The 5,862-nt window shown below is 69.9% G+C and carries 7 protein-coding genes; 2 read left to right on the top strand and 5 right to left on the bottom strand.

Annotated elements, in window-relative coordinates:
- The 4 genes from QH283_RS18695 to QH283_RS18680 all read right to left on the bottom strand — a co-directional run.
- Nucleotides 1-462 (bottom strand): hypothetical protein (locus QH283_RS18695; protein WP_280504280.1); only part of this gene is annotated, 462 nt, incomplete at its 3' end.
- Complete coding sequence (locus QH283_RS18690; RefSeq protein ID WP_280504279.1) at nt 459-1,886, bottom strand: ABC transporter substrate-binding protein; 1,428 nt, start codon at nt 1,884-1,886, stop codon at nt 459-461. The genes QH283_RS18690 and QH283_RS18695, both read right to left, overlap by 4 nt.
- 58 nt (nt 1,887-1,944) lie before the next feature.
- Complete coding sequence (locus tag QH283_RS18685) at nt 1,945-2,172, bottom strand: 4Fe-4S dicluster domain-containing protein (RefSeq protein WP_040796153.1); 228 nt, start codon at nt 2,170-2,172, stop codon at nt 1,945-1,947.
- On the bottom strand, nt 2,172-2,927 hold the full coding sequence (locus QH283_RS18680; protein ID WP_280504278.1) for a GntR family transcriptional regulator: 756 nt from the start codon (nt 2,925-2,927) through the stop codon (nt 2,172-2,174). The genes QH283_RS18685 and QH283_RS18680 overlap by 1 nt, the downstream gene beginning before the upstream one ends.
- Nucleotides 2,928-3,084: 157 nt before the next feature.
- Here QH283_RS18680 and QH283_RS18675 point away from each other — a divergent pair, with 157 nt between their 5' ends.
- Complete coding sequence (locus QH283_RS18675; protein WP_280504277.1) at nt 3,085-3,276, top strand: hypothetical protein; 192 nt, start codon at nt 3,085-3,087, stop codon at nt 3,274-3,276.
- A 193-nt stretch (nt 3,277-3,469) separates the two neighbouring features.
- On the top strand, nt 3,470-4,843 hold the full coding sequence (locus QH283_RS18670) for an oxygenase MpaB family protein (RefSeq protein WP_280504276.1): 1,374 nt from the start codon (nt 3,470-3,472) through the stop codon (nt 4,841-4,843).
- Between the two features lie 103 nt (nt 4,844-4,946).
- Here the strand turns inward: QH283_RS18670 and QH283_RS18665 are convergent.
- The coding region (locus QH283_RS18665; protein ID WP_280504275.1) for an acyl-CoA dehydrogenase at nt 4,947-5,862 on the bottom strand (916 nt) is incomplete at its 5' end.

Below are 5,862 nucleotides of genomic sequence, written 5' to 3'. Positions count from 1 at the left end.
TACAGCGAACTCCTCGCCTTGCAGGACGCCGCCGAACGAGCCGAAATGTACGTCAACCTCGGCGGTCGCTGGGAAGCGAACTATTACGCGGCCCTCGAACGAGTGACCGCCGCCCGCACCACCTTCGACCGGCAGCGTGCTGAGGAGGAGACGCGGCGGGCCGAGCAGGAGGAACGCGAACGCCGCCGCCGCGAGTACGAGCGGTACGTCCGCACCCTCGACCGCACCCGAGGCGCAGCGTAACCACCCCCCGCCCTCGGGGGGGGGGGGGGGGGGCGCCGGGGCGGGCCGGGCCGCGCGGGTCTCGGGGGGGGTGGTCTCGGTGGTGGTGGTCTGGGTGGTGGTGGGCTCGGTGGGGGTGGTCTCGAGCGCGGCGGTCGGGTGGGTGGCGGTCTCGGCAGCAGGGACCGCTTTCACGGTCGCGGCGGCCGTCCCGGCGGCGGATTCGGCGACGGCACTCACGGACGCACCTCGGCGATCGCCTGCTCGTAGGAGACGGCCACCGCGCCCGGATGGGCCTGCCGGTAGCGCTGGGCGGCGGACTCGGTGGTGAAGGGCAGGAAGTTCGCGCCGTCGCGCAGCCAGATCGCCTTGTCGGCGAACCAGCGGGTGCCCAGCTCGGCGTCCGGGATGTAGACGGCGCGGACCTGGGCGCCCGCGGCCTTCGCCTCGCGCACCGCGCGCAGTAGGCAGTTCGGATCGGCGGCGGGCTGCGGCGCGTCGGCGCCCTCGATCCACACCTCGCCCGCGGTCGCCGGGTTCGTCACCTCGATCGCGCAGACCGGATCGGTGCCGGTGACTCGGCTCGGGTTGGCGGTCTCGGCCATGGCCCGGTCGTAGTCGCCCTGGCCGGTGACGGCGAAGGCCTCCCGCAGCGGGGCGTCGTCGACGAAGCCGTCGATGTCGAGTTCGGCGAAGTCGCCGATGGACTTCAGATAGGGCACGTCGCCGGCGAGCGCCTCCACCAGGCTCGGCTTGATGGTGGTGTCGAAGCTGGTGCCGCCGGGGCCGTTGTAGAGGTAGACGACCTCCTGCGGCAGGCCGGAACCCTCGGCCACGATGCGTGCCGCCTCGAAGGGCTGCTCGTTGAGGAAGTTCGTGGCGTCCAGCTGGGCGGCCAGGAATGCCTGCAGCACCTCGGGGTGCTCGGCGGCGTAGGAGCGGCGAGCGACCACGCCGTGGAAGGTCGGGTAGTCCAGTTCGGCGCCGTCGTAGAGCAGTTCGGCCTTGTCCTGGAAGACCAGCAGGCCGGGCCAGGCCACGAACTGCGACAGCGCCCTCACCTGGTGCGACTCGAGCGCGCTCGCGCCGACCTGCGGCTGCTGGTTGACCACCTCCACACCCGTGGCCGGGTCGATGCCCGCCCGGGACAGCGCCTGCACCAGCGTGCCGTGGCCCGCCGAGCCGACGCTCGCGGAGATCTTCTGTCCCGCCAGGTCGTTCAGGTCCGTGGCCGTCGAATCCTTGGGCACCACCACCATGTTCAGCGCGCCCTTGGGGTTGTAGCCGGTCACCGAGACCAGCGAGGTGGCCGAGCGTTCGTTGGCCTGGGTGCGCGAGCCGTTGATGAGCAGCGGGTAGTCGCCCATCGAGCCGATGTCGATCTTCTCCGCCACCATCTGCGCGGTGATCGGCGCGCCGGTGTCGTAGTCCTGCCATTCGACCTGATAGCTCGCGCCACCGGCCGCGGTGATCCCGGCCAGGCGTTCCTCCAGGAAGCCCTTGGCACGCAACAGGGTTCCGGCGGTCACGGTGTTGATGGTCTTGGACTGGTAGCCGATGACCACCTTCACGGTGCCCTCGGGGGTGTCGTCGGAGGGCTCCAGAGAACAGCCCGCCGCGGCGAGGGCGGCGGCGAGCAGGACGGGGACCAGGCGTGCTTTCATCGTTCTCTCTCGGTCGTGTTCTCTGGATGTGATCGTTCGGGGCCGGGGCCCGGTCGGCTCAGCGGAGCAGGTAGGGCATGTTCACCGAGACCGCGCCGGTGGGGCAGCGGGCGGCGCAGGGGCCGCAGTACCAGCACTCGTCGACGTGCATGTACGCCTTGCCGTTGTCGGGGTTGATCGCCAGCGAGTCGAGCGGGCAGATCTCCACGCACAGGGTGCAGCCCTCGATGCACAGCGATTCGTCGATCGTGACGGGGATGTCGGCGCGCTGGTTCACCAGTGCCATTACAGGACCCTCCATTCGGGATTGCCGCGGGACAGACTGCCGCGCATGGTGATTCGGTCGCCGCGCATGCGGATGTACTCCAGGTCCACCGGCCTGCCGTCCTCGAGCCGCGAGAGTCGCTCGAGCATGAGCAGTGGCGCGCCCGCGGGCAGATCAAGGGTGGTGGCGGTGTGCGGGTCGGCAGCCACCGCCTCGAGCGCCAGATCCGCCGAGCCGAGCGAGCAACCGGCGATCTGCTCGATGAGCACGAAGATGTCGTTGTGCTCGAGATCGTGCTCGAGCACCTGGGCGCCGATGTCCGGGGTGAGATAGGTCAGGTCGAGGCTCAGCGGCATGTCGGCCAGGTAGCGCAATCGCTCCACGTGCACCACTCGCTCGCCCTGGGCGAGTTCCAGCCTGCGCGCGACGGCGGGCGGGGGAGTGATGTGGGTGGCGATCCTGACCTCGTTGCGGACCGTGCCGTGTCCCTTGAGCGTCTCCTGCAGGCCGAGCAGTTCGTCCAGGCCGTGGTCGTACTTGCGCTGCGCGACTCTGGTGCCCACCTTCGGCGCCCGCTCGATCAGCCCCTCCTCCTTGAGCAGAGTCAGCGCCTCCCTGATGGTGTTGCGGGAGGCGCCGTATTCGGCCGCCAGGTCCTGTTCGCCCGGCATCGCCTCGGCGAAGGCGCCCTGGTGGATCTGGTGGCGCAGCAGGTCGGCGACCTGGCGCGCGTGGTCGGCGCGCAACCGCCGGATCGGTGCGACCCGCTCACCCATTCGCTCTGCCTCTCCCTCGCTGACCTGCACGAACAGCGACGATAGACGCCGCGGGGCGGGCCGAGACCCGGCCGGCGGAGCCGGTCGTGAGATCGCGCTCACTTTCCGCCACCCAGGTCACGCTTCGACCAGTGCCGACGGTTCTGGGCCGGGGCTATTGCGCCACCCGGCCGCCGGGCTGTCGAGTTTCGATCACGCCGATTCGAATGCCTCCGATCGTGGCGGCGGCAGCGGCACAACCGCCGAACACCTGATCCTCCACGTCGGGGTCGACGCCCACGACCTGTCGCCGGTGCCGCCGCGCTGGGTGGAGGAACGGATCGCCGACAGCACACCGGCCGGCCGGTGACGGGCGCTGACCGCTCCGGCCGCGGGAGGTCGATGTCGAGATCGAGTTCACGAATCCCCGCGAGCGCCGCCCATCGGGGGAGTAGCTTAGATAACTAAGATGACTTAGTTGGTCGACATCTTCAGTTGGTCGACATCGTTCGACCTCCTGATATCGACCCCTTGATCTGTTCGTCCTCCCGAAGGAGACCGTCGTGACGACCGTTCTCGATGAACTCGATCCGCTCGCGCCGCCGCCCCCGCCGGACGCCCCGATCGATCCCGTACTCGGACGTCCGTTGCGGCCCGCACCGCCCGAGCGGCCGAAGTTCAACCCGGACTGGACCCCGGCTCGTCATCGGCTGCTCGACGGGTGGGTCGACGTGCGGGATCGCCTCCCCGACACCGACGGCATCGTGGCGCGCGCCAAGGACCACCTGTGGGTCGGCGACCCGGAGATGGACGCGGTCGTGCGGATGTTCCGCAGGCTGCCCACGCGCAAGGGCCGGGAACTGTTCGAACGTGCCCTCGACTTCGGGCTCGACACCATCGAGGACCCGCCGCACGAGCTGGTCGCGCTCTTCGAGCACATCGACAACCCACCCGCCTGGATCACCGAGGAGCGCGTCGACCGGGGCGCGATCGTCGCCAACAGTGTGACCCCGGCGGGCAAGGCGTCGCTGATCTTCCTCAACACCCTGGCCACCGTGCAGGGCGGCTCGGTCGGCGACGCCGTCGGCACGATGGGCCGCATGCAGCGCGACATGATCAACCGGTCGCTGGAGTCCGCCGAATTCTGGCTGCACCTGCCCGCCCCGGGCGCGCTGGACCGGTTCGGCACGGCGTTCAAGAACGCGGTCCGGGTGCGCCTCATGCACGCCCAGGCGCGGATGGTGCTGCGCAAGAAGTGGGGTGAGGAATGGGTCGCCGAGCACGGCGTGCCGATCTCCAACGCCGAGATGTCCGGCGGTATCCCGTCGTTCGGTGTCGCCAACTTGATGTACGACATCAACTACGGCCGTCGCTTCGACTACCGCGACCTCGAGGACCTCAATGTCTTCTGGTCCTACATCGGCCACATCATGGGCATCCGGGAGGCGGTGATCCCGCGCAACTTCGCCGAGGCGGTGGAGCTGCTCGACTACGGCTATGCGGTGATGGAGCCGCCGTCACAGTACGCCGAGGCGCTCAACGACGTCTCGGAGATGATGCTCGACACCCTGATGGACAAGGTGCGTGTCCCGGTGATCGACGCACAGGTGAAGTCGGCGATCCACCAGGCCCTGCACGGCCTGTACTTTTTCATCGGCGGGCAGTTCCTCGGACGGCGCATCACGGGCACCCCCGAGCCGACCCGGATCGGGCGGCTTGCCCCCAAACTCATCACCGCGCAGATACGCCTGGCGAACCTCGACCGGCGCATCCCCGGCTACTGGAAGCGGGCCGACAGGCGCCGCGCGAAGGGCGACACCTACTGGGCGGTCATGCACGAGGCCTTCACCAAGCTGGCCGCGGAGAAGGACGGCAGGCGCGGGCCGACCTTCGCCGGTCACGACCGCCGCGTCGAGGCGCTCGGCGAGGCGGGCTGAGCGTCACCGGACCGAGCGGGGTCGATCCGCCCGGCACACCGGTGGTGAGCGTCCGACCCGCCGGTCGGTGGTGACGCGCTCGACCGGCGGGTTGTGGCCCGGTTCAGAACCAGGCGTCCTCCATCTCGAGGGTGGTGCGGTCGAGGGAGGCCAGCAGGTCGAGCTGGGGCCCGGTCCTGGGGAGCTCGTAGCGGAAGAAGTAGCGGGCGGCGGCGCGCTTGCCCGCGTAGAAGTCGCCCTCGCGGCCGTGGGCGGCGAGCACCTGTTCCAGCCAGATCCAGGCGACGACGTGGTGGCCGAAGGCTTCCAGATAGGCGGTGGAGTTGGCCATGGTGACGGCCGGGTCGCCCGCGCTGAGCACGGTCATGGTGACGGTGAGCAGGCGCTGCCAGGAGGTGTCGAGGGCGGCGGCGAATTCCGCCGCCTCGCCGCCGAGTCCGCCCGCCGCGGCGACGGTGGCGCGCACGTGCCGGTCGAGCAGTTTCAGCGAGGCGCCGTCGTGCTGGATCACCTTGCGGCCGAGCAGGTCCATGCCCTGGATGCCGTGGGTGCCCTCGTGGATGGGGTTGAGGCGGTTGTCGCGGTAATGCTGCTCGACGTCGTACTCACGGGTGTAGCCGTAGCCGCCGTGCACCTGGATCGCCAGGTCGTTGGCTTCCCGGCACCACTGCGACGGCCAGCTCTTGGCGACACCGGTGAGGATCTCCAGCAGCAGGGTGTGCTCGCGCGCGGCCTCTGCGGTGTCGGCGGTCTCGGACAGGTCGACCAGGCGGTGGCAGTACAGCAGCAGCGCCAGCGCGCCTTCCACGTAGGACTTCTGGGCCAGCAGCATGCGCTTGACGTCGGTGTGCTCGATGATCGGAACCTGGGGCGCGGCCGAGTCCTTGGCGGTCACCGGGCGGCCCTGGGCGCGCTCGCGGGCGTAGCGCAGCGACTTGAGGTTGGCGGTGTAGCCGAGCGCGGTGGCGCCGAGGCCGACGCCGAGGCGGGCCTCGTTCATCATGTGGAACATGTAGGAC

It is taken from the genome of Nocardia farcinica (assembly GCF_029867845.1).
Taxonomy (GTDB): Bacteria; Actinomycetota; Actinomycetes; order Mycobacteriales; family Mycobacteriaceae; genus Nocardia; species Nocardia farcinica_A.
The sequence above is the reverse complement of the archived record's forward strand: the minus strand, read 5'-3'. Positions and strand labels throughout refer to the sequence as shown.